The sequence below is a fragment of the Listeria sp. SHR_NRA_18 genome (assembly GCF_003856515.1).
Classification (GTDB): Bacteria; Bacillota; Bacilli; order Lactobacillales; family Listeriaceae; genus Listeria_A; species Listeria_A newyorkensis.
Map to the genome: position 1 here is coordinate 53,909 of NZ_QPKR01000009.1, position 22,452 is coordinate 76,360.

At 42.4% G+C, this 22,452-nt stretch carries 16 protein-coding genes; 5 read left to right on the forward strand and 11 right to left on the reverse strand.

Features of this window, described 5'->3' with window-relative positions:
* Positions 1–122 precede the first annotated feature (122 nt).
* A complete protein-coding gene (locus DUK53_RS13230; RefSeq protein ID WP_036133696.1) occupies positions 123–1,115 on the reverse strand; it encodes a choloylglycine hydrolase family protein in 993 nt (330 codons plus the stop codon).
* 552 nt (positions 1,116–1,667) lie between these two features.
* On the opposite strand from DUK53_RS13230, the gene DUK53_RS13235 reads away from it, so the two are divergent.
* From DUK53_RS13235 to DUK53_RS13250, 4 genes are all read left to right on the forward strand, one after another.
* Positions 1,668–2,666 (forward strand): choloylglycine hydrolase family protein, encoded by a 999-nt coding sequence (locus tag DUK53_RS13235; protein WP_036094892.1) that lies wholly within the window; start codon positions 1,668–1,670, stop codon positions 2,664–2,666.
* Between the two features lie 2 nt (positions 2,667–2,668).
* Entirely contained in the window at positions 2,669–4,081 is a 1,413-nt protein-coding gene (gene gad / locus DUK53_RS13240) for a glutamate decarboxylase (protein ID WP_036094889.1), read from the forward strand.
* Between the two features lie 67 nt (positions 4,082–4,148).
* Positions 4,149–5,651 (forward strand): amino acid permease, encoded by a 1,503-nt coding sequence (locus tag DUK53_RS13245; protein ID WP_052165096.1) that lies wholly within the window; start codon positions 4,149–4,151, stop codon positions 5,649–5,651.
* A 1-nt stretch (position 5,652) separates the two neighbouring features.
* A complete protein-coding gene (locus DUK53_RS13250) occupies positions 5,653–8,139 on the forward strand; it encodes a YhgE/Pip family protein (RefSeq protein ID WP_036094887.1) in 2,487 nt (828 codons plus the stop codon).
* 52 nt (positions 8,140–8,191) lie between these two features.
* Here the strand turns inward: DUK53_RS13250 and DUK53_RS13255 are convergent, their stop codons facing one another.
* The 10 genes from DUK53_RS13255 to DUK53_RS13300 form a co-directional block, all read right to left on the reverse strand.
* Positions 8,192–8,392, reverse strand: a complete 201-nt coding sequence (locus tag DUK53_RS13255; protein ID WP_036094886.1) for a hypothetical protein — start codon at positions 8,390–8,392, stop codon at positions 8,192–8,194.
* Positions 8,393–8,414: 22 nt separating this feature from the next.
* Entirely contained in the window at positions 8,415–9,131 is a 717-nt protein-coding gene (locus DUK53_RS13260) for a Crp/Fnr family transcriptional regulator (protein ID WP_036094884.1), read from the reverse strand.
* An 11-nt stretch (positions 9,132–9,142) separates the two neighbouring features.
* Positions 9,143–9,592 (reverse strand): DUF4352 domain-containing protein, encoded by a 450-nt coding sequence (locus DUK53_RS13265; RefSeq protein WP_036094882.1) that lies wholly within the window; start codon positions 9,590–9,592, stop codon positions 9,143–9,145.
* Positions 9,589–9,777, reverse strand: coding sequence for a hypothetical protein (locus tag DUK53_RS13270; protein WP_036133693.1), 189 nt, complete (start codon positions 9,775–9,777; stop codon positions 9,589–9,591). Before DUK53_RS13270 ends, DUK53_RS13265 begins: the two co-directional genes overlap by 4 nt.
* Before the next feature lie 12 nt (positions 9,778–9,789).
* Complete coding sequence (gene gadC, locus DUK53_RS13275) at positions 9,790–11,229, reverse strand: glutamate/gamma-aminobutyrate antiporter (RefSeq protein ID WP_036094878.1); 1,440 nt, start codon at positions 11,227–11,229, stop codon at positions 9,790–9,792.
* An 86-nt stretch (positions 11,230–11,315) separates the two neighbouring features.
* A complete protein-coding gene (gadD1, locus tag DUK53_RS13280; protein ID WP_036094876.1) occupies positions 11,316–12,704 on the reverse strand; it encodes a glutamate decarboxylase GadD1 in 1,389 nt (462 codons plus the stop codon).
* 55 nt (positions 12,705–12,759) lie between these two features.
* On the reverse strand, positions 12,760–13,749 hold the full coding sequence (locus DUK53_RS13285) for a choloylglycine hydrolase family protein (RefSeq protein WP_036094874.1): 990 nt from the start codon (positions 13,747–13,749) through the stop codon (positions 12,760–12,762).
* A gap of 277 nt (positions 13,750–14,026) precedes the next feature.
* Positions 14,027–15,514 carry an AcpB/EbpR/MafR family transcriptional regulator gene (locus DUK53_RS13290; protein WP_036094872.1) on the reverse strand — a complete coding sequence of 496 codons (1,488 nt, stop codon included), beginning with the start codon at positions 15,512–15,514 and terminating at the stop codon, positions 14,027–14,029.
* A gap of 234 nt (positions 15,515–15,748) precedes the next feature.
* The gene (locus DUK53_RS13295; RefSeq protein ID WP_036133689.1) at positions 15,749–18,526 is read right to left on the reverse strand and encodes a YhgE/Pip domain-containing protein; all 2,778 of its coding nucleotides are present in this window, start codon (positions 18,524–18,526) and stop codon (positions 15,749–15,751) included.
* Positions 18,527–18,746: 220 nt separating this feature from the next.
* A complete protein-coding gene (locus tag DUK53_RS13300; RefSeq protein WP_036133686.1) occupies positions 18,747–21,047 on the reverse strand; it encodes a SpaA isopeptide-forming pilin-related protein in 2,301 nt (766 codons plus the stop codon).
* A gap of 236 nt (positions 21,048–21,283) precedes the next feature.
* On the opposite strand from DUK53_RS13300, the gene DUK53_RS13305 reads away from it, so the two are divergent.
* Complete coding sequence (locus tag DUK53_RS13305; RefSeq protein ID WP_036094864.1) at positions 21,284–22,414, forward strand: LCP family protein; 1,131 nt, start codon at positions 21,284–21,286, stop codon at positions 22,412–22,414.
* Positions 22,415–22,452: the final 38 nt, after the last annotated feature.

Genomic DNA, 22,452 nt, shown 5'->3' on the forward strand with positions numbered 1-22,452 from the left:
TTATTTAACTTACATCTGCTGTCATATCGGCTATGATGTTTCTTTTTACATAGAAGGGAGCTGTCATTTATTTGTATTCTAGCTCCCTTTTTATAGTCGGAATATTCTGATACATAAGGTGTTTATTGAGCTAAATGATTTACTTTTTGCACGGTATCCACCACATAGGTGATCGGTTCTTTCGTATTTTCTAAAAGTTCATCCGTCAAGGTAACACTGTTGATTTGATTGTTTTCATAAGAAGTAAAGTAGTACGTCTTACTTTCTGAACACATCGATGCGACATATTGCGTGAAATCCGGGTCACCATTATCTTTAATCACCGCGCCATTTGGGATGCGAACACTGTTCAAAATGTACCACACGTTGGTGATTGCTTCTTCCTCGTTTTTCGCTGGAACTACGTTTTCTTTCAAATAAGCCGCGCGGACAAAACGTTCCGGTGGCGTGAATCCGCCTGGTAACTTGCTCGTCCCCGTTCCTTGTGAAAATGGTTTCGCGACATAGTCACCGAACTTCACTGGCGCCAATTGTTGCGCTTGTAATCCTGTGTAGTTTCGCAAATTCTCGATGTGCCATTCCAAGCGCGGCGTGTTCGTCATGACGCCCACTGGGTTTTCCTTGATGCGCAGTGTCGTTTCCGTTGGCTCAATCACGGCGCAGCGCCCACTTTTATCCGTGAAAATCCAGTGTAGCGGCGTCGTGATTCCCAGTAACGCAACCGGTTGATCCACCAAGTTGATGTCCGCCAGCTTCGCCTCCACATCCTCAATCGTCGCACACGTACCTAACATCCAAAGTAAGAATTCCTGTGGCGCTAAATTAATTTTCCCATCGATAGCTTCCGGCGCATAAACCGCTTCGCCAGGAAGGTACAGCGACGCACAACTCAAGCCTTTCTCATTCAATCCGTCTGCGAAAATGTACTTATCCAACTCTCTTCCAGCGCCAACAAACGCGTACTCATTCGTGTAATTCACGCCATCCGTCGAAGATTTCCATTCGTAATTCCGCGGGCTAACTGTCGGGTTCGCCTCCAAGATAAAAGCGAAATCCATCGTTCTCGATAATACATGTTTCCCATCCAACGTTTCTAATACAAAGCTTGTGCACATAATTTAATTCTCTCCTTCAAAGTTTTATTTAATTACTATACTACCTATTATAGCGAGTTTCTCTTCGACTGATTTTGTTCTTTTGTCGTTTTAGCGGTACATTTTTGACTGCCTTGCTTTTCCTTCTAAAACGCTGTCCCATCCTCATGTCTCTCTCACTTACAATACCTATTATATCGAATATCCCGCCCCGCAAATTCGCAATTTTGTCGTTTCATTTGTCACTTTTTGGCGTTTTACATTGATAATCGCGTTTCCTCATATTTAACCTAAAAACGTATATAATAATACTTCAAAAAAATAAATTATATTTCTAATCATAGATATATCTACTATACAATCACTAAAAACAGCTTATACCAACATATATAACTAAAAACTAATTAAAAAAATATATTATTTCTTCATTAACAGTATATTTAATTTTTGTAAATTATTTTACCCATTCGGTTTTATTTATAATTAGAAGGGTATTATGACTGTAATATACATCATAATTTTGATATATATGTATATATTTCAGTCAATCCATTATAAAAAGGAGGAAGTAGTATGTGTACAAGTTTTGTTTATCGCACGAACGGTGACAATCTATTTTTATCTCGAACCATGGACTTTGGCTTTACGCTGGATGCGAAACCAGTGTCTTTACCTCGAGGCTATACGTTTGAATCGGATGTCGATGGCGAAAGTTACTCAGGAAAATATGCGTTACTCGGGGCTGGTAGAAATTTAGGAAAATATATTTTGGCAGATGGGCTTAACGAACACGGCTTAGCCTGTGCTTCTCTTTATTTGCCAAGTGAGGCGGTTTACTCGAAAGATAAAGAATCTGGCAAAACGAATCTGGCTCCACACGAATTTTTACTTTGGGCGCTGTCCTTTTGTAAAGATATCCATGAATTAAGAGATGTGCTCCCAACGATTCATTTAGTAGATCAAAAAGTGGACCTTCTTGGTATCACGACCCCTCTACATTGGATTTTTTATGATAAAGCGGGAAACGTTGCGGTTATTGAACCAACAGATACTTCCTTCAAATTAACACTCAAGGGAAACCCGGTTGGTGTGATGACGAATACGCCTTCCCTAGAGTGGCATTTTCACAATTTAAGTAATTACCTTCATATTGCGCCACAGCAAAAATCATCTACAACGTTCGGCGATTTTGAAGCGCATCCATTTTCACAAGGTGGCGGAACTTTGGGGCTTCCAGGTGGATATACGCCTCCTGAACGATTTGTCCGAGCTGCATACTTAAAAGAAACGATTCAACAAGCGAACAATGAACAAGAAGGTGTGACAAATGTTTGGTACGTTTTAAAAAGCGTTACGATACCTAAAGGCGCCGTCATCAAATCCGATGGCACCCCAGATTTAACACAATATACGTCATCTATGTGTGTATCTTCTTTAACATACTATTTCACACCATACGGCAACCAACGCATTACCGGGTGCAAGCTGGATGACGATTTTATCAATAACGCACAGACCCCATACGAGTGGGATGTATTGCAAACCGAAGATATCTTATATAAGGAGCGATAATTATGTTACATGATCGTAGAGAAGAGAAACATGACCCTAAAATGCCCATTTACGGAAGCTATGCCGAGGATTCCGCTATCGTCAAAACGACGCTGAGAAGAGAACCAATTGATCCACAAGTAGCTTACCGCCTTATTTCCGATGAACTGATGGATGAAGGAAATGCACGCCAAAACTTCGCCACTTTTTGTCAAACCTATATGGAACCTGAAGCAGTAAAATTGATGAGTGAAACGCTAGAAAAGAACGCGATTGATAAATCCGAGTATCCACAAACGGCCAAACTGGAAAATTATTGCGTGAACGTTCTAGCTGATTTATGGAGTGTCCAAAAAGGCGATGACTTCATTGGAACGTCTACCGTCGGATCAAGTGAAGCCTGTATGCTGGCTGGTATGGCGATGAAATTTAGATGGCGCAAAATGGCTCTTGAAAACGGTTTAGATATTAACGCGCAAAAACCAAATCTAATCATCTCCTCTGGCTTCCAAGTTTGTTGGGAAAAATTCGGCGTATATTGGGATGTCGATTTGATCGAAGTTCCTGTTGATCCGAAGCACATGAGTATTAATACTGACACACTAATGGATTACGTCAACGAGTACACCATCGGAATTGTCGGTATTCTAGGTATCACCTATACTGGTAAATTCGATGACATTGAAAAAATTAACCATTTAGTGGACGCATACAATAAGAAGAGTAAATGGCATGAACTCGTTATCCATGTCGATGGCGCAAGTGGTGCGATGTTCACACCGTTCGTAAATCCTGAATTACCTTGGGATTTCCGTCTCAAACACGTCGTTTCTATCAATACATCCGGTCACAAATACGGACTTGTTTATCCAGGTATTGGTTGGATACTTTGGAAAGATAAAAAATATTTACCGGAAGAACTGATTTTCGATGTAAGTTATCTCGGCGGTCACATGCCAACCATGGCGATTAATTTCTCTAGGAGTGCGAGCCAAGTCATCGCGCAGTACTACAATTTCTTACGACTCGGTTTCGATGGCTATCGCGGCATTCATGAAAGAACGAAGAAAGTAGCGCTATTCTTATCCAAAGCGCTGGAAGAAACAGGACTTTTCGAAATTTATAATGACGGCGCGAACCTTCCAATTGTCTGTTATACGCTAAAAGATGATACCGACAAGGAATGGACGCTGTATGATTTAACGGATCGCTTGCAAATGAAAGGTTGGCAAGTACCGACTTACCCACTACCAAAAGATATGGAGGACGTTTTAATCCAACGCTACGTATGCCGGGGTGACTTAGGCTTCAACGTAGCAGAGGAATTTGTTGCAGATTTACATGAAGCCATTGAGGAATTAGACAAAGCAAGAATCTTGGCGCCAAAAGATGATTCCCCAGATGGTAAGAAAGAAACGAGAGGATTTACGCATTAAATTGTGATGGATCACGAAAAGCATCCACGCTTTTCGTGATTTTTTAAATTAGAAAGGGGTTTTCAAAATGGCTGGAAAAAAGGAGTTAACATTATTCGGCTTTTTCGCAATCACCGCGTCGCTTTTTATAACCGTTTATGAATATCCGACCTTTGCTACATCCGGATTTAAACTGGCCTTCTTTCTCATATTTTGTGGCATACTCTGGTTTTTGCCTGTAGCACTTTGTTCCGCAGAAATGGCTACTGTCAAGGGCTGGCAAGAAGGCGGTATCTTCACTTGGGTGGGAAAGACGCTCGGTGAACGCTATGGTTTCGCGGCGATTTTTTTCCAATGGTTCCAAGTGACCGTCGGATTTGTAACGATGATTTATTTTATTCTCGGAGCACTATCCTATGTTTTCGACTATAAAGCTTTAGAATCAGATCCATTAATCAAATTCTTAGGCGTTATTATTATTTTCTGGGTTTTAACCTTTATTTCACTCGGAGGAACGAACAGAACGGCGAAAATCACGAAACTTGGCTTTATTTTTGGTATCACACTTCCCGTTATTTTAATGTTTATCCTCGCCATTTTCTACTTTGCGAATGGGAATCCGATAGAAGTGAAATTCACGATGGATAACTTTATTCCTAAGGCTACCGATTTTTCAGCGCTTGCGATCTTTATCCTCGCATACATGGGCGTTGAGGCTTCCGCACCGCATATCAATGAAATGAAAAACTCGAAACGCGACTATCCAATTGCCATGATTTTGATTGTCATCGTTGGTATCGGACTCAGCACACTCGGCGGTCTTTCGGTTGCATCGGTTGTTCCAGCACACGAGCTGAGCCTTAGTTCCGGCGTCGTGCAAGCCTTCGAAAAACTGATTTTACAAAATGGAGACGGCCTAACTTGGCTTGTAAAAGTACTAGCCTTCCTCGTTGCATTCGGCGTTATGGGACAAGTAAGTTCTTGGATTGTCGGGCCAACATCAGGTATGTATACGGTCGCCCAAAAAGGCGTTATTCCTAAAAAACTAGCTAAAACAAATAAAAATGATGTACCGGTTGTGCTCATTGGTATCCAAGGTATCATCGTAACTGGCTGGGCAGCTGTCCTAACATTTGGCGGCGGCGGAAATAATGTATCCTTCTTGACTGCCATCTCGCTAACCGTTGTCATCTATTTAGTCGGCTACGTCCTCTTCTTCCTAGGTTACCTTGTTCTCGTTTTCAAGAAAAAGAACTTGGAGCGTACCTTCGAAATTGGCGGCGGTCCTTTTGTCAAAATACTCATCGCTTGCATCGGATTAGCCATCTCCGTACTCGCGATTGCTTATTCATTCGTACCACCTTCCAGCTTAAAACCAGATGAATACGAATCATATAAACACATTTTATCCATCAGCCTTGTTTTAACCACTATTTTACCGTTCGTCATCTACATGTTCACCGCACCAGACAATCAACTACATTTAAAAGAATTGAAACGGTTAGATAGTTCAAAAATCGACAAATTCACGCATCCAATCGGACGTATCAGAGCAGACTTCAGTAAAAAAGACAAAACTGGAGGTGAGTAACATGAAAATGATAAAAGCGGAATGGAAAAACCTATTACAAAATAAAGTCCTGCTAATATCCTTTATCGCCATCCTTACGATCCCAATCCTCTATGCCAGCTTCTTCTTGAAATCCGTATGGGACCCGTATCAACAAACGAGCCATTTACCAGTTGCCGTTGTGAATGAAGATCAAACCATTACTTACCAAGGCCAGAAAGTCGATGTCGGTGATCAGCTTACCGCCCAGCTAAAAAAGAATCATAATCTAGACTGGGACTTCGTTTCCGCAGATGAAGCGAAAAAAGGCATGAAAGATTTGAAATATTATTTAGTCGTCAAAATCCCGAAAGACTTTTCAGCAAATGCGGTTACGCTCGTCGATGAGAAACCTAAAAAGATGAACCTCACATACGAAACAAACGGCTCGCTTAACTTTATCGCAGAAGAAATCGGCGAAATCGGCATTCGGGAAGTCGAATCACAAGTCAGTAACCAAGTGACGGAAGCTTACGGCGAAGCACTTGTAAAAGTAGCAGATAAGATCGGCGGCGGCATGGAACAAGCTGCGAGCGGTGCCAACCAAATTGATCAAGGAACGAAGAAACTTGGCACTGGAAACACCGAAATTACAGATAATTTAAATAAACTCGCTTCTAGCACAGTTACTTTTTCAGGAGGGATGAATCAGCTACAAAGCGGTCTAGTTACCTACACAAACGGCGTTAGCGAACTCGATACTGGCGCCAATAAACTGTATGCCGGTTCCAGCCAACTTGAAAACGGCATCAACGAACTATACGGCAATATACCAGCCCTTGAAAGCGGCACCTCACAACTCCAAAGCGGGATGGCCCAACTTTCTGCTGGATCTGCCAAATTAGAACAAGGGCTCCGTGAGCTACAACAAAATCTCGATGCACCTACTGCCCAACAAAAAATCAAGGAGCTTCAAAGCGGGATGAACGAGTTTGAGCAAGGTTTGAATTTGCTGAACAGTAAAGTGAATAATCCCGCTATCGATAACTTGGAAGCAAAAATTAAGAGCTTCTCCCCTGTTTTAAATCGGATTGAGGGCAATCTCTCAGACCTTGAAAACGCGCTTAGCCCTAATGGTCAGCAACAATACCTTGACCAAATGGTAGCGCACGTCAACAGCACGAGCCTCACACCAACCGAGAAGCAAACATTGATCGACAACATCACGCAAGTTTTCAATCAACAAGTGAGCGATCATCAAGGACTGCTCACTGATATGCGCGCCGATATTAATCTCGTGTTAAATGATCTAGGAGAAATTCCGAAAGGCTTAGCGGCTGTACAACAATTGCAAGGTGGTGTGTCGGAACTCGCAACGGACTTCCCACAAATCAAGAATGGAACGAATCAACTCGCAGGTTCCCTTAATACCATCTCAAGCGCCGTAGGAACTTCCGGAAATCAGAATACCTTGCTCGGCGGCGCAACAGCCCTAAATGCTGGTATCAATCAAGCAGCTGGCGGCGTGAACGAACTCAATGCAAAAGTTCCCGTTTTAGCAGCTGGTGTTGGCAAATTAGATTCTGGAAGCAAGCAATTAAATAGCGGCACAGCACAACTTGTCGCTGGAACGGATAAATTAAACGCGAACAGCCCAGAACTTTTAAGCGGCGCAAATAAACTGGCAACAGGCTCCGATGAACTGGAATCCGGCTCAGCGAAACTTGCCAATGGCTCCCAAACACTCGGACAAGGCATCACCCAACTAGAAAACGGTTCTGGTGAATTGGCAACCAAATTAGGCTCAGCCGCAAACGATTTCAGCGATTTAAACATTACAAAAGCCAACATCAACATGCTCGCTTCACCGGTGAAACTAGACGCCAAACCATACAGCGTCGTGGAAAATTACGGTCAGGCCTTGGCGCCATACGTAATGTCCCTCGCTTTATACGTCGGCTGTCTCGTTCTGAACTTTGTTTTCCCAATTCGAAAAGTATCGATGTTGGAGCAAACAAGTACCGCTTGGTGGGCAAGTAAAGTAAGCATCGGATTATTTGCTGCTATAGCAATGGCCATTGTCCAAGTCAGCATCATGCTCTTACTAGGACTCCAGGTAGATAATATCTTCGAGTTCTATCTGACCGCACTCGTCACCGTCTTAGCTTACATGGCGCTGATCATGTTCCTAGCGATGGCCTTCGACAATCCAGGACGTTTCGCGGCGATGATTCTACTCATCGTTCAACTGGCTGGTGCGGGAGGAACGTTCCCAATCCAGCTTACGAACTCGTTCTTTGAAGCGATTCACCCATTCCTGCCAATGACCTATTCCATCTATGCATTCCGGGAGGCCATCACAGGCGGAATCGGCACGAATCTCTTCACGCAAAGCCTCACGATTTTGTTCATCATCTTCATCGTATTCAACGCGCTTCTATGGCTTGCGATGCGGATTCTTCAGAAAAAACATCTCGATGGCATCTCGCAGTTGGATAATAATCAGGAGCTGCAAGGATTAGAAAAATAAGCACGCTACGTATATCAAAAATGCCACCCGTTCCCACGGGTGGCATTTTCATCTAATCATCTGTTTTAGGCGTCCGGTCATCCGTCACGTTTTTCAGTTCGCGCTGCGTCGCGTTATAATCATCCGCGGAAACGCCTCGAACGCCTTGTGCAGCTCGAACTTGGTTTACCGACATGTTGAATGGCGTTATCAGACTCGCACCTATGACCGATATTACAGCTGTGTTGATGACTGCTCTTTGAATCTTTTTCACAATATACTCCTCCTTCTCACTTCTAGGAAATAGCGCTTAATTTCATTTCTAATTTCTCCGTATTGACAAAAATGGAACTACGAACCGCGTAAATGCAATCTTCTTCTTCAAGTTTTTGTAAAATGGTCGTAATCGTATTTGGATTAAAGTTCGTGTATTGCGCAATCATGCCCTTACTTATTTGTTTCGGAAAGCAGAGCGTGTCTTTATCCTTGGCTTCTTTTCCGTATTTTTTACCAAGCTCTAGTAGCACGATAATAACTCTTTCTTCTGTCGGTAATCTCCATAGTTCTTGACGAGCAAGCAACCTGTTTGTCATATTTTTCATGTGTACATAGTGATAGAGATACCCTTCTTGCGTGTTCATTATTTTCTCAATCAAGTCCTCTTTCCGGTAGCGCGTCACTTCCACCTCATCAGATATAACTGTAAAAATATAATCTGGACTACTTCCAAGCGTTAGATTAGACAAGCCGATAACATCATTTTCAGTAAAAAAATCTACGACTATTTTCCCGTCAAGTGTAGCTGCTACAATGCCCTTTTCAATAAAATAGACATCATTTTCATCTGTCCCATCTTGAATGAGGATATCTTGTTTGACATAATGCTTCTTCACGCCTCTAGTCGGAAAAATCAAGTCATCTTGTATAAATTCGCGGAACTTTACTTCATTGAAATCTTCACTAATATGAGCTTCCCCGTAAAGTAATCCCATATTAGTCTCTTTATTGGTCATTGCAAACCCTCCTAATCTTTAGGAAATACAATCAGCCATTCTGCCGTTTTGTCATGACCAGGTTCAGGCGTATAGCTCATCCAACCTTCTTCCAAATCGACAGGAATCTCAAAATAAATATTTCCTTTCATCTCTTGTCCTGGTGCAATCGTATGCCCCAAAACATCTTCTTTCATGCCATGCATCTCGTAATCCGTATGATTCGGATTTTTTAAGCTGAAAATTCCAGCTCCGATTCCTTGTGCTTCTTTTGACTTATTTTTCACCGTTACTTCGACTTTCAAAATAACTTTATGATCTGAAACGGTTTTTTCGCGCGTTATTTTTGTTGGTTTGATTTTCAACGTTTTGGTACCGAATTCTTTGTTGATATCGGACGCTGCGGATGCTTTTCCACAACCTCCAAGGGCTATCATGCTCGTAATAACAATAATCGATATAAGTGCGACTAATTTATTCATGATTCGTTCCTTTCTTCTTGCCTATTTTCATGATATTTCTGCTGCTGCATTTCTGCCTCGATTTGTTGCATCTCCGTTTCTATATCTAACGTGATGAGATGCAACAGAACCAAGAATTTTACGAATGTGGAGCGAAGGCTGACGTGATTTAACTTCCAAAATTTTTTCCAAGATGCGTGCTTCATGTGTCTGACCTCTTATTCCACGGATAGTACGGTTTCTTCTTTTTTGGCAGATTTGGCTTTCTTTTTAGAGTGAACAGCATAGATGACAAACGGGATGAGCGCGGTGATGAGGAAGCTAACTGCGAGAATGATTTCGTAGGACATGTCACTGCTTTTGCTCAGGGATGCTGGTGGGAAAAAGGCGGACACGATTGCTGCGACGGACATGAGTAGACCAACGCCGGCAACGATTAGTTTCACGACTTTACCACCTGGGATTTGATACGTGCGTTCTAGATTTTTCTTTTTCAAAATGAGGACGAAATACGCTAGGAAGAATAGAACGTATCCGATTAAATAGATCACGACGGTTAGTGAGATGGCAGTTAGGAATGATACGTTGTTGCCACCGCCGCCGAATGTTAGGACTGCTGCCCAGATGGAAACGATAACGCCTTGAACCATGATAAGTGGCACGGGAACGTTGTGTTTGTTAGTTTTGCGGAATACAGACGGGATGATGCCTTTGTCTGCAACGGTTTGCATGCCTTTTGTCGGGCCAACAATCCATGAGCTGACTTGTGCCATGACGCCGAATGCGATCATGAAGGCGATCAGTTTAACGACCCACTCCAAGCTGTTTCCATTTTGCAAGATGAGTGCTTTGAACGTCTGAACAACGCCTGAACTTAGGGATAAATCGTGTGATGGTACAACGGAAGCTACGGATAATCCGCCGATCGTGTTTAGTGCGATTCCTACGAAAATCAACAGAATCATAGCTAGCGGATAATCGCGTTTTGGATTTTTCATTTCATTGATGTGTGGTGCTGACGCCTCGACGCCCATGTATGCGAGCATAAATATGACTAGCGATGACATGTCCGTCCATTTTGGAATGAAGCTTGATGCTGTGAATGAAATTGCAGCGTGGTGACCTGATTTTAAGTGGAAAATAGTTAAGAAAAATAGAGCTAATACTGGAATCGTGATACCGATAACGAAGCCTAATTTTGCGAAGATAGCTGTCACTTTTGTACCTTTTAATTGTAGTAATGTCAACCCCCAGAAAATAACAAGAACGGCGATAAATTTATAAACCGGGTTAGAATCGAGTGCTGGGAAACTAATAACGTAAGATAGTGCGCCAATAATGAAGTAGATCATCGTGACAAAACCGACTGTGATTTGGAACCATTGGAAGAATATCGCGGCAAAACCGTATTTTTCACCGAGCGTTTTACTTACCCAGCCAAATATGCCGCCTTCCTGATAACCTTCTACTGTCGCGAGCTCCGCGGAACAAAGCGAGACCGGCAGGAACCATAAGAATCCACATAGTAGTAAGAAGAACACGAGGGAAAATCCAGAAGTGGCGAATGTCGGGTATTCATAAACGGTGATAAAAAGGGAAGCTGTTATGGCGAAGAATCCGAATAGGGATAACGTTTTTGCTGAAGCTTGTTTTTTCATTATTTATTTCCTCCTAAAATTTAGTTAAGTAGTTGAAAAGTATGGAAAGCTGCGAACTGCCTTGACTTGCAGCTTTCCGATTCTTCTTAATGCGTGAAGCCATGCGTTTTTGACGTATTGACATCATGATATAAAATATGTGCGTTGTTTAATTCTTTGATACTCTCGCTCAGGTCATTTTTGAAAGCTGTGACCATGTTTTGACCTAAGTCGCCGCGGCAAACATAGCGCTGAATGATCGTGTTACCCATTTCTTTTGGAAGTGGATACGCCGGAACCTGCCAGCCTTTCATTTGTAAGCGGTCCGCCAAGTCGTAAAGCGTCCATGCCACATCTGCATCGTCTTTTAGTTTGTAGCAAACGATTGGTAAATTGTCGCCATCATTGTAAATTTCAAATAGTCCTGTTTCGGCAACAGCTTGTGATAACTGCAAAGCGCCGTCTCTAGTTCGCATATGGATTTGGCGATAACCGTCATATCCGAAGCGTAAAAAGTTGTAATATTGACCGATAATCTGACTCGCACTTCTGGAAAAATTGATCGCCATAGTCGGCATATGTCCGCCGAGATAACTCACATCAAACACCAATTCTTCTGGCAAGTACTCCTTGTCGCGCCATAAAATCCAACCAACACCTGGGTAAACGAGACCGTATTTGTGTCCTGACGTATTAATCGACACCACATTCGGTAAACGGAAATCCCATTCTAAATCCGGATCAACAAACGGCGTGAACATCGCGCCACTCGCACCATCAACATGAATCACAACTTCATTGTCATGCGTATTATTGTAGTCTTCCACAAGATCGTTCAGCGTTTTGATGTCATCGAATTTCCCCGTATACGTGATGCCTAGAATACCAACGATACCAATCGTATATTCATCCACATAATCCATCACAATATCCGTATTGATGCTTAGATGATCCTCACTCATCGGAACTTCGCGCAACTCGATATCCCAGTAGACACAGAACTTCTCCCAGCAAACTTGATATCCCGAGGAAATAACCAAGTTCGGCTTTTTAGCATTGATATCTAGTCCATTCTCGCGTGCAGCGTTGCGCCATCTGAATTTCATCGCCATACCACCAAGCATACAAGCCTCACTCGAGCCAACCGTCGACGTCCCCATGTAATGCTCCGAATCATCCGCGTTCCAAAGATCCGCCAACATGTTCACACAACTCGACTCAAGCTTTGCCGTCTGCGGATATTCCGACTTATCAATCGCGTTCTTCTCCATCGTTTCCGCCATGATTTGCTCCGCTTCCGGCTCCATGTATGTTTGGCAGAAAGTAGCCAAGTTTTGTCTCGCAGAACCCTCATCAATCAGCTGATCCTTCACAAGTTGATAAGCGATTCGCGGGTCCACCGATTCTTTGTTCATGCGTTTTTCTGGTAAATCTTGTCCTGCCTCATAAGATCCAAACACCGGTACATTGCTTTGTTCTACATTTGTTTTAAACATATTAATTCCTCCAATGATTTTTTATTTTGAATATTCCGTTATATAAAAGGACTATTTAGACTAGTTTGTTCACATTTTGCATCGTTTCAACAACATAGGTGATTGGTTCTTTCGTATTTTCTAAAAGCTCATCCGTCAAGGTAACACTGTTGATTTGATTGTTTTCATACGATGTGAAGTAGTACGTCTTGCTTTCTGAGCACATCGATGCGGCATATTGCGTGAAATCCGGGTCACCGTTTTCTTTAATGACCGCGCCATTTGGGATGCGGACGCTGTTCAAAATGTACCACACGTTGGTAATTGCTTCTTCCTCATTTTTCGCTGGAACTACGTTTTCTTTCAAGTAAGCCGCGCGGACAAAACGTTCCGGTGGCGTGAATCCGCCTGGTAACTTACTCGTTCCCGTTCCTTGTGAAAATGGTTTCGCGACATAGTCACCGAACTTCACTGGTGCCAATTGTTGCGCTTGTAATCCCGTGTAGTTACGCAAGTTCTCGATGTGCCATTCCAGGCGCGGCGTGTTCGTCATGACGCCCACTGGGTTTTCCTTGATGCGCAGTGTCGTTTCCGTCGGTTCAATCACGGCGCAGCGCCCACTTTTATCCGTGAAAATCCAGTGCAGCGGCGTCGTGATTCCCAGCAACGCCACCGGTTGATCTACCAAGTTGATGTCCGCCAGCTTCGCCTCCACATCCTCAATCGTCGCGCACGTACCTAACATCCAAAGTAAGAATTCCTGCGGCGCTAAATTAATTTTCCCATCGATAGCTTCCAGCGCGTAAACCGCTTCGCCAGGAAGATACAGCGATGCACAACTCAAACCTTCCTCATTCAACCCATCCGCGAAAATGTACTTATCCAACTCTCTGCCAGCGCCAACAAACGCATACGCATTCGTGTAATTCACGCCATCCGTCGAAGATTTCCATTCGTAATTCCGCGGGCTAACTGTCGGATTCGCCTCCAAGATAAAAGCGAAATCCATCGTTCTCGATAATACATGTTTTCCATCCAACGTTTCTAATACAAAGCTTGTGCACATAATTTAATTCTCTCCTTCAAAGTTTTATTTAATTACTATACTACCTATTATAGCGAGTTTCTCTTCGACTGATTTTGTTCTTTTGTCGTTTTAGCGGTACATTTTTGACTGCCTTGCTTTTCCTTCTAAAACGCTGTCCCATCCTCATGTCTCTCTCACTTACAATACCTATTATATCGAATATCCCGCCCCGCAAATTCGTAATTTTGTCGTATTATCCGCACATTTTTAACCGCAAGAAAAAAAGCCACCATCATTGGCAGCTTCCTTCTATATACTATTTACTAGACATTGCTTCAATAACGATACTAATGATGTTAGAAAAATCCCGCGCAGTCAACTCAGACTCAATGTGGAGCACTTTTTTTCGATTATACCTCTCCACCATCATCGGCGTCGCAACCGTCGTCAAAATCACATCCGCTTGTGGCGCACTATTCTTATTCAAAAAACGAACCTTGTACCGATATTTCAACGTATCATAAATCTGGTGTCGCAAATTTCGCTCTGCAAACTTCGGCAAATCCGTATCCATTACAATCTGAATCTGCTTCTCAAAATACGTCAACCGTTTAATAGAAGAGAACATCAACGCATACCTCGTCAATAACAACCCCTTCTCCAAAAACAACGCATTTCCCGTCTCCGCATACAACTTATCTATCAACATATCCATTTTCCGATGCAAATTCGGATAATACTCCTTCAACTTACGCAAATACGAATACCCATTGATATCCACCGAAAAATGCTTAAACAACGTACAAAACAAATGTACCGAAAAACTACTATAAAAAAGCTCATCCCGTTTCTTCTCAGGTATCTCAATAACATCCTCTGAAAACAAACGAATAAAAGCTTGCGTTGCGACATAGACATCCGACTCATTCTTTTGATGTGGTATCATTGCTCTCTTTGCTACCTCACTATTCTCATATAGCTTAGGTCGTGTCTCCATCATCAAATAGAAGAAATAAACCTCACCTTCCACCTGAATATTCAAGGAATCAAAAACAGTTTTCATTTTAATAAGACTTTTATAATCGTTCTCCAAATCCAGATAATCTTCCCACTGAGATTGGACCTTTACCGTATGCCTTTTCCTAATCCGAATGATATTAATCGCTAAAATATATTCCACCTGATTCTTTTGCACATGCGTTAAATTTAGTCGTAAACTTGAGCTAAGTCGTTCTGCCGCATCTCCCACAGTATTGCGATCAACGATGTCAAACGGCCACATCGCCCCTTGATAAATCCGCCAAAAAACAGTGTACAAAAACATCCTAACCTGTTCTTCTTGTCCCACGATTTCATAGGTTTCACGCTTCAAGCCAATCTCATACGGTTCCATCAACTCTTGAAATTGCTTCAATGACCTCCGAATCGTCGTTTCACTCAAAAAATGATCCATCGCAAATTTTTTCACCGATGTAAACTCTTCAAAAAAGACTGCCTTCATCAACATAATTGTCACATTATCCTCTAAAAGATACAATTCAAAATTAAGTACATCCGCACCCAGCTTCACTTCCAGAAGTACACCTTTATTTTTCGCCGTATGCAACTGAATTTTATCGTCATTATAGTCCTCAATTTTGTCCAATAAATCTGCCAGATAGCGCTGCACCGTTCTTTGATTCATCTCCAAGCGCTCACTTATTTCACTCACCGTATACCAGCGTTCCTCCTCTGAAATCATCCGCAAAAGTACCATATTATTGTTTGTATTTTGACCTACTGTTTGATAAATATCCTTTTTCATCGGAAATCCTCCTTCAAAATTACCAGCAAACGTTTCATATTTTGAACTATATCTAATACCTATACCACTTTTGGCCTCGAAATACTCCTCAAACATCTGTATTTATGACAAAAACAACGATATATTCACTAAATGTTCTTTTTTCTAGTGGTTTTACTCCTCATTTAAGAAAAAAACAGGATATCACGAATCCCATTTTTTTCGGGGAAACGTGATATCCTGCTCTAAACTTTATTAATCTTCTACTGCTTGTAATTCTTGATTATTATCTAATTGAGATACGCCTTCAAGATGTTTCTTTTGCAATTGTTTCATTCCGAACCATAGTAGTGCTACGAATACTGCGAAGATTCCTAGAAGAACGAAGAGGCTTTGCAAGTAAACGTTCATGCCGATTCCGCCTGTGATAGCTTGTCTGAATCCGTAGATAGAGTACGTCATTGGCAAGAATGGGTGGATAGCGTTGAAGAATCCGTTTGTTAGTGGCATTGGGAATGTTCCGCCTGCACCGCCAAGTTGTACGATGAGTAAGATCATTGCTACAAAGCGACCTGGATTGTCAAACGTCATCGCTAGGAACATGATGATGAACATATAAGCGAGTGAAGTCGTCATTGCCATCGCATAAAATTCGATCAGAGAGTCTACGTGTAATCCGAGTACGAGCATCACTGTTGCTTGGATAAGTGCCATCACGATTGCGACAACTGCGCCGACTGATGCTTTACTTGCCCACCATGCTGTACTTGTTTGACCACGCATCGAGATTTTTCTGATTGGGAATACAAAGTTGAATACTAGAGCACCAACATATAGCGCTAGTGACATCACGTATGGTGCTAAAGCTGCACCATAATTTGGAACTGTACTATAATTTTTATGATTTACTTTATCTGGGCTTGCGAACATCTCAAAATTCTTATCTGTTGGGTGTAATTGACCAAGTTGTTGACTTCCAGCTGCTAATTGTGTCGAAAGTTCTGTTGCGCCGGTATTTAGTGTATTGATTCCTGTTCCAAGTTGTCCTGAACCTGCTGCTAATTGTGCTGATCCATTGTGAATTTCTCCTGCACCATTGCTCAGGGCTGCTGCACCATTTTGTAGTTTTGGAGCGTTTGCTACGAGTTGATTTGTGCCGTCTGCAAGTTGTGCTGCGCCGTTATTTAGCTCTGTCACACCGTTTGTTAAGGCTGGTAATTGACCTGAGAATGTATTCATGCCACCAGCAAGTTTTGTCGCGCCGTTATTTAGAGCGGACGATTTGCTACCTAATTCAGATGTCCCGTCATTGATTTTTTTCAGACCATTGTTCAGCGCTTGGCTGCCGTCTGTTAATTGATTGACACCACTTGCTAACGTCGGCACTTTTGCGTTTAATTCTTTGGCACCGGTTGTCGCGTCTGCAATACCAGTATGAAGAGCCGTCGCGCCACCAAGAAGCGTGTTCTGGTCGTTCGCGTTACCAACTGCTTGCCCGATTTCAGACATCGAACCGATCAGTGCATTCGTCCCGCTGTAAATGCCAGGATTTCCGTTGAAACCATTGTTTAATTGACTCACGCCAGATTGTAGCGCTTCGATTTCGCCAACACTATCTGGAATATCCGCAAGTAATTGACTCATTTCTTCTAAATCTTTGTGCATCAGTTGAATCACTTCGTTTTGTTTTTGCGCTTGATCGTTCAAAATTGGGGTAATATCGTTGACCAAAATCGCTTTTTCTTCCGGTGTTAAGGCTGAACCTTCAATTTTAGCCAAGATTTGATCGTGATGCGTGCCACTCGTTAAAGCTTCCAATGCCGCCAAACGTTCTTCAATTCTGTTAATTGTTGGCTCCATCGCGTTTCCTTTATCTACAATGCTCGTCAATGTCGTGTTGTTTACTTGCTGATTTAATTCTGTCAATCCTGTTTTAAATTGATTCAAACCACTTTGTAATTCTGCGATTTGAGACTTGCTCGTTGGGCTTGAAAGATTCGTGCTTAGTTCTTCCAATCCAGATTTTAATTTCGCGCTACCTGTGTTTAATTTTTCTAGACCCGTTTGTAACTCGCCAACACCGTTTTCTAGGTTCGGAATTTGGCTGTTTAAATCGTTCAAACCTTGCGTCAGGCTAGATGAACCGGCAAGCGCTGATGTGGTGCCTTTATTTAGCTCGTTCACGCCAGATGTATATTGACCAACACCGTTTGATAATTGGTTCGCACCCGCATCAAGTGCCGCCACACCGTTCGTTAATGGGCCTACGCTTGAAGAAAGTTTCTTCGTACCCGCGTCCAGTTGCGCCGCGCCATTATTTGCTTTTTCAACGCCATCAATATACTCATTTAAACCAACATTCAGCGTATCCGCGCCATCTTCAAACGTTATCGTACTGTTTGCTAGCTTATTCAGATTTTCCGTTATTTTATCATTACCAGCTTCCAATTTCCCGCTACCTGTCGCGATTTCACCAGCACCGTTTGCCGCTTGCTCGATACCATTTCCAAGCTTACCAACCTGTCCAAAAATCGTTTCCGCATAACCTTTCGTTACACTCGTGCTAACTTGCGCCTTCAAATCCTCGATCGCCATCTTCGTTACTTCTTCCCCGATAAAATTAAGCGATCCATTCGTTTCGTAACCAATCTCCATTTTCTTCGGGTCTTTATCTAAAAGTGTCGTCGCGTTTTTCGAGAAATCCTTTGGCAACGTCACGATCATGTAGTATTTCAAATCCTTCATACCCTGCTGCGCCTCTTCTTTCGAAACAAAGTGCCAGTCCAGCGAATCATCTTTTTTCAGTTTAGCGACCAGTTGATCGCCGACATCCATCTTCTGTCCCTGAAAATCCACCGTCTCATCCAAGTTCACAACAGCTACCGGCAATTGATTTGCTTTACCATATGGGTCCCACACTGATTTCAAGAAAAAGCTCGCATACATAATTGGGATAAATAAAATTGCGATAAAAGAAATTAATAATACCTTATTGCGAAACAGCTTTTTCCACTCATTTTTGACCATATTCATATTTGTTTTCCTCCTTCAAATTTTGGGGGTTGTCTGTCATCTCTTGCTTACAAATACAAGTATATAATTTTTAGAGCCTCGCAAATGTTTGTTTTTGTCGTTTTATTAGCACAAAAATGGCGCTGGCTTCTTAAGACACAAAAAAGCAGAAACCTTGCACAACTCCATTCTTTAAAAATGGGTACACAAGATTTCTGCTCATTTCTTATTTAAAATGTGACTATCTTACACTTTTTCTATACCACAGTAAAGTAGCCCCCAGTAACATACAACCAAGAAGAATAAAAGGTTTGTCTGACTGATCTCCCGTTTTCACTAATTTTTCCTGTTTTACTTTGGCTGTAACAACTGGTTCTGGTTTCGCTACCGGTGCCAAATTCGGCTTCTCAGGAATTCCCGGTTTTGCAATAGGAACAACAACTTCTGGTTCTGATACTGGCTTTTCCGTCGGTGCCTTAGGAATCTCCACTGGATTTTCCGGCTCGACTGGCAGCTCTGGCTTCATCGGAATTTCCGGCTCTGGCAAAACTGGATCAACTGGTTCTTGCGTGAAAATATGACTATTCTCCTTCGCAACTTCCACGACACCATCATTTTCTCCAAACACAATTTCGAACGGGACCGCATCACTATCAAGCACATATCCTTGCGGCGCGGCAGTTTCAACAAACGCATATGCACCCGGATCTAATCCGTCCACCGTTATTTCTCCATTTTCATCCGTCACTAAGTCCCGTAATACAACATTTCCGTCCTCATCTATCAACTCAAACGAAGCCCCAGCCAGCTTATTTTCATTATTTTGCACATCGATTTTCGTCAATGTGACCGTCCCCGTCTGCAACTTGTTCTCCGTCCCCAACACAATCGGCGTGACATCCTGGTTCGAAACAACTACTGGATGCGGCGTACTATCTAGCACATACCCGACCGGCGCCTCGATTTCCGTCACCGTATAATCCCCAAGCGGCAATGCTTTCGTCACTAAAAATCCAGCCTCATCCGTCGCCCCTTCAAAAATAACCTCTGCCTTATCGTTGCGCACTTCATACACCGCGCCCGCTACAGGCTCACCATGATTATCCACCTTTTGAATGCTTATCCGCCCGTCATATTTCCGCGTAGAAACCGCATTCGAATGAATCACATTATTATCCACCGTCAAAAAAGCCTGATTGGACAGCAAATCACCAATTTTGAGTTCTTCCACATTGACTCTAAAACTCCATTCCATCTTGTCCGTTTTTGGAATGTCGACAAGCGTCTTAATCCTAATCTCATTGTCCACCAGTTGCATATCTACTTTACTATTATCGTAAGGCAATAAAATCGGTGACTTAATCCTGCCATCCAGTGGATCGGTAATCGTTGTCCCAGCTGGAATCGCATCCCCATCTAAAGAAGCTAACTTCAATGTATAAACCAACTCATTATCATCATAGTTGAGCGCTGACTTATCCACACTTTTGCTTAAAATATAGCTGGTCCCGAAATGTTTAATCGGTTTCACAGGTACTGTTTTGACCACATCCGCACGGTTGCTTGCCGATAATTGGGCAACATTTTGCTGTAAACCAGTATTCACGTCATCCACCTGCAGCGAGTATTCAATAAAATACGTATCCTCTACTGTCAAATCTCCCAATTCCACTGTAAAACTGTTTTTTTCCTTGTCTACGTGAATTTTATCTTGAAAATCTGTCGTCACATAGTTATATTTCGTCGCCGTACCGGTCGCATCAAAAGCCGCCACTTTCAAAATTCGAATCCCGTCCTTCGTCATTGTATCCCCCGATATCGAAGACTTAGTCGGCGACGCAATCAATGACGTCCCTTTTGGCAATGTATCCGTGATAACCACATTTTTCAAATCCACGCGCCGATAATTCACGACCAACTGAAAACTATTATTTTCAGCATCCACCGTATTCAGCGTCGCAACCCCGTCCTTATCAAAATCACCCTTATACCACTTATCAAAAAGCGGCGCAATCGCAACGTTCTGCTTCTGCACATCTACCGTCACTTGCTTATTTTGCCCAGCATAATCCACTGCAAACGTCTGCGTATCATGATAAGCATCGCCAACTGTCATAAGTGGCGCCCCAAATTTAATCTCAAAAATACCATTGAACGCATCATTTGCTCCAATCGCCGTCCTGTCCACCGAAAACGTCAACTGGTAATTCGTTGCATCATTCGTCACGTTTTCCAGTTTAAATGGTTGCGGAATCACGGTTTTAGTCGTGAAATCATTCGCGTTATAAACAATCTCTTTCGGAATCGTCACCGTGATATCCCCATGATCCGTCAAAAAAGCACCTGCACTTCCAGAAATATTGACGCGTAAATTGACTTCCTCCCGGCTACTAATCGTTCCCGTCACGACCGCGAGCGATGTTTGAATCGTGCTACTTCCCGCTTTCTCTGTCCCACCTTGCGCCGATGCGAACACGCCGAATAGCGGTAAACAAAGCATTGCGATAATAAAACACGCGATATATTTTTTACTTTTCCCCATTGATAGTTAATCTCCTTTTGCTATTTATTTAAAATGCGCCATATCCATCCAGTCTCGATGAATATACTTCTATATTAGACGCATCCATATTTCAGTTAAAGACTCACTTATCTACCATTTGCAATTTTCCCGTTTTTTTATGTCCATTCTGTGTCTATCTAGGGCGACACATAAATGTAACATTCCTATATTATACTTCTATTAATCACAATCTTTTTACGAAAGGCGGTTAAAAAATGAAGCCCACCAGATTCAGAAAAAAGAAAAGAACGCGTCTTATTCTCTTCTTACTATTCGGTTTACTAATCACTGGCACCTTGATTTATCTCTGCATCCTTTACGTCAAAGCAGAAAAAGTTTGGAGTAAGGCCTATCATCCTATCTCCTCGACAGACAAAAAAGCAACAGAAGATACGCTGATGTTTTTAGTTATGGGACTAGACAATAATGCGACTAGAAATCTCGGCAGTTCCAGAACAGACGCGATGATGCTAGTCAGCTTAAATAAACGTACACAAAAAATGACGCTCTGCAGCATACCCCGAGACAGTTTTGTACAAATACAGTCCGATAATTATACTGGTATGCAACGAATTGAGTCCGCTTATACTTACGGAGGCCCAAAAAGCGCTGTAGATACGGTTAAAAAATTATTTAATATCCCCATTAATCACTATGTTGTTCTGAACTTCGATTCCTTCATCAACGTAATCGACGCGCTTGGAGGCATTGATGTAGACGTACCGAAAACATTTGATGGTCCACTTTTTGATACCGGAAAAAAAGTCCACTTCGAAAAAGGAATCCAACATCTAAATGGCGAAGAGGCTCTAGCTTTTTCCAGAGAACGCAAAATCGATAACGACATCATGCGCGGTTTCAGGCAACAGCTCGTTCTTGAAGCGGTGAAAGACAAAGCCATGCACCTGAATTCCATTTCAAAATATATAAAAATCATCGAATCTCTAGAAGGCCAAATGCAAATGGACCTCAACATGCGCCAAATTAAAACAATATTGCAAGACTTTCTGATTGGCAAAGATTATGAGATAGAGCAACTCACCTTTGATTGGCGCGCTTTTAGTAACGGCGGGCACAGTATGGTGGAGTTATATCAAGATAGCATTGACCATGTCTCGCACCAGCTACGAGTCTCACTGGGTCTAGAGAAAAAAGATGAGCGTGACAGCAAAAAATTCCAAACCAATGGAAAATATAAATATAAAAGCGACCACACGACAGCAACACCAGAATCAGAAAAAAACGCGGATACGTTCTCCGGTGAAGGGCTTTACATTGGGACAGACGGAAATACCAAGACAGGCGACCTGCCAAATAAGAAAACAACGACTGGATTTTATGATTAATCTTCCTTGAGACACAAAAAAGCCGTTTGAAAACCCAA